This window comes from Corynebacterium sp. HMSC074A09 (assembly GCF_001811545.1).
GTDB classification, from domain to species: domain Bacteria; phylum Actinomycetota; class Actinomycetes; order Mycobacteriales; family Mycobacteriaceae; genus Corynebacterium; species Corynebacterium hiratae.
This window is the reverse complement of record NZ_KV805166.1, coordinates 1-2,696: the sequence shown is the minus strand read 5'-3', so window position 1 is coordinate 2,696 and position 2,696 is coordinate 1. Positions and strand designations below refer to the sequence as shown.

Sequence of the window (2,696 nt, the reverse complement as noted above, 5' to 3'; positions counted from 1 at the left end):
ACTACGTGTCCACGATTTGCGGGCAACCCCATGGGGGTCAGGGGTGCATTAGCGTGAGTCATGAGCGGGTCTCTTCTGGCAGGTGGGTTGTTGAGGAACTTCCATCCTGCCGGGCGGGGCCCGCTCGTCTCATCTCAGCCCGTGCCTCGTGCCAAGAACCTCATGACCCACAAAACCTAGAACCATCAGAACCGCACCTCAAGCCGATTGCGCAGGAAGCCCAGTCGGCCCCTCAGCGTGCCCGAAAACAACATCGCCGAAGTAAAACAGATGCCCTTCACACCCCCAACAAACTCACCCACGGAGTTGACAACCTATATAGGAACACCCCCTCCTCGGTTGGCGACGCTACACGTCAGCAAGGAACGGCTCATGGAAGCACACAAACGCTGCGCGTTGAGGGCTTCAACTCGCCCCAGAAACAAGAAACCCCTGGTCAACAGGGGTTAGGCTGCGACGGCAGGTCTTATCAAATCCGAGGTCTTTGGCTCACGGAAGACGAAGCTGGTCATCTCCGGGTTGGGCTCATCGTGCAGCAGCCGGTAGAGCGTGTGGTCGGTGGCTTTGACCTTCGACCCGTCCTTCTCGATTCTGTAGACGTGCAGGGGCAGGCCCGCGATCGCCTCCGCCAAGATCCGCACGCACGAATACACCGCAGTCATCTGCATCGCGCTTCGTTCGGTGACCGTCCGTCCGGAGCTGGTGGGCCCGAACAGGAAGCTGTAGCTCGAAGACAGTTGGTGGTTCGACACCTGCCGGGCATTAGTGCCGCGTAGCCAGTCGAATAACCCCATGAGCGTCCTTTCAGTTAGCAGACGCCGTAAGATCTCTTTTATGGGCAAGAAAGACGACACGCAAGAACTCCCCAGCCTCAAATCCGAGAAGGTTGAGGGCTTCAGCTTCGTCGAGTCCGGAACGATCGCCGCTTATCAGATGACGTATGACCGAATCTTCTGGGATCTCGATCATGCGCTGTCTGAGCTTGCCGGTCGGCAGGTCGATTTTGCGAACCTTATTCACGCTGCTGCTCACCTTCGACTCGTATTAGAACGAGTCACCACAGCGTCATTCATCGCCGCATACAACATCTTTCTGGAAGCTCAGGAGAGCGTCACCACGGCAAAGGACTTTGGAGAAGTCCGCAAGAAGTTGAAGAAACTGAATAGTAACTACTGGCCTGTAGCTTTTGGCCAGGTCACACACGATGGCAATACAGGACTTGGCGTACTGCCAAACGTGGGTGTTCAGGAAACCGAAGTCGGACGAATCTGGGGAAACCTCAGTGGAATCCTCCACGCAACAAACCCGTTCAAAGAGAAGACATCTACTCCAGACCAAGACTTCACAATGCTCAAAGACCTCGCGTTTGATCTAGAAGATTTGCTTCGCTCTCACATAGTTCAGCTCGCGGATTCCAGTGAGGTGTTCTATCTGCGACGCCTTCCGGACGGTGAAATCGCAGTCCAAGCATTCAAAACAGAGGCACCGCTTCTCTGAGGTCATAAAACCAGAAGTCCGCGCTCGTCATACACCGACCCGCCCACATCAGCGCTACCACCCCGGATAGCCCGGTCGAGGGCCATGATGGTGGCGACGACCCCGTCGATCTTCTCGGTGGACTTTTGCTTGTCGGGTTTGATGTTTCCCGCCGGGTCTTGGCGCACGTGAATGTTGTCGACCATCCAGGCCAGCACCGGGTGGCCCCCGTGGGCGAGGCGGCCTTCGAGTGCGAGCTTCATCAGCTCCTTGCTCGGTGGGCTCATGTCCTTGAAGCCCTGCCCGAAGGGCACGACGGTGAAACCGGCATCGTCGAGGTTTTGGCTCATTTGGACTGCGCCCCACCGGTCGAAGGCGATCTCGCGGATATCGAACCTCTCGCCGAGCTGCTCAATGAGGTGCTCGATGTGGGCGTAGTGGACCACGTTGCCTTGCGTGGTCTCAAGAAAGCCTTGGGCGTGCCACAGGTCGTAGGGCACGTGATCACGCGCCACCCGCAGCGAAAGGTTGTCCTCGGGAATCCAGAACCACGGGACGATCCGGTACTTCTCATCGTCCCCGTAGGGCGGGAAGACGAGCACGAACGCGGTGATATCCGTCGTGGAGGCCAAGTCCAGCCCGCCGTAGCAGGGCCTGCCCTCCAGCTCGTCTAGGTCTACCGGGTCTGCGCATGCGTCCCAGATGTGCATGGGCATCCACCGCACGGACTGTTTCACCCACTGGTTAAGCCGCAGCTGGCGAAACGAGTTCTCCTCGGCGGGGTTCTGGCGAGCCGAGTTGCACGCGGCCCGCACCTTCTCCACCGGCACCGTGACGCCAAGCGAGGGGTTGGCCTTGTGCCAGACCTTTTCATCCGTCCAGTCATCATCCAGGTCTGCGCCGTAGATCACCGGGTAGAAGGTGGGGTCGTGGTAGATCACCGGGTAGAAGGTGGGGTCGTGTTTCTTGCCCGCCAGGATGTCGCGCGCTTTTTGGTGCTGCTCGTAGCAGATGCTGTGGGTGTCGGTGCCTGCGGTGGTGATGAGGAAGTACAGCGGCTGGGTGCGCGCATCACCAGAGCCCTTGGTCATCACGTCGAACAGGGCCCGGTTGGGTTGGGTGTGCAGCTCGTCAAAGACGACACCGGAGATGTTGAACCCGTGCTTGGAGTACGCCTCAGCCGAGAGCGGGCCTGGCCCCCGGAAAGTAGACACGTCGGG

At 58.9% G+C, this 2,696-nt stretch carries 2 protein-coding genes and 1 pseudogene; 1 reads left to right on the top strand and 2 read right to left on the bottom strand.

Features of this window, described 5'->3' with window-relative positions; all coding sequences use genetic code 11:
• Positions 1–467: 467 nt before the first annotated feature.
• A pseudogene (locus HMPREF2807_RS10995) lies at positions 468–794 on the bottom strand (phage portal protein); the annotation flags it as partial.
• A 40-nt stretch (positions 795–834) separates the two neighbouring features.
• Between HMPREF2807_RS10995 and HMPREF2807_RS10990 the strand changes: the two are divergent.
• Positions 835–1,497 (top strand): hypothetical protein, encoded by a 663-nt coding sequence (locus HMPREF2807_RS10990; RefSeq protein ID WP_070512867.1) that lies wholly within the window; start codon positions 835–837, stop codon positions 1,495–1,497.
• Positions 1,498–1,499: 2 nt separating this feature from the next.
• Here HMPREF2807_RS10990 and HMPREF2807_RS10985 read toward each other — a convergent pair.
• Positions 1,500–2,696: terminase large subunit (locus HMPREF2807_RS10985; RefSeq protein WP_070512865.1), on the bottom strand; the 1,197-nt coding region annotated here is incomplete at its 5' end.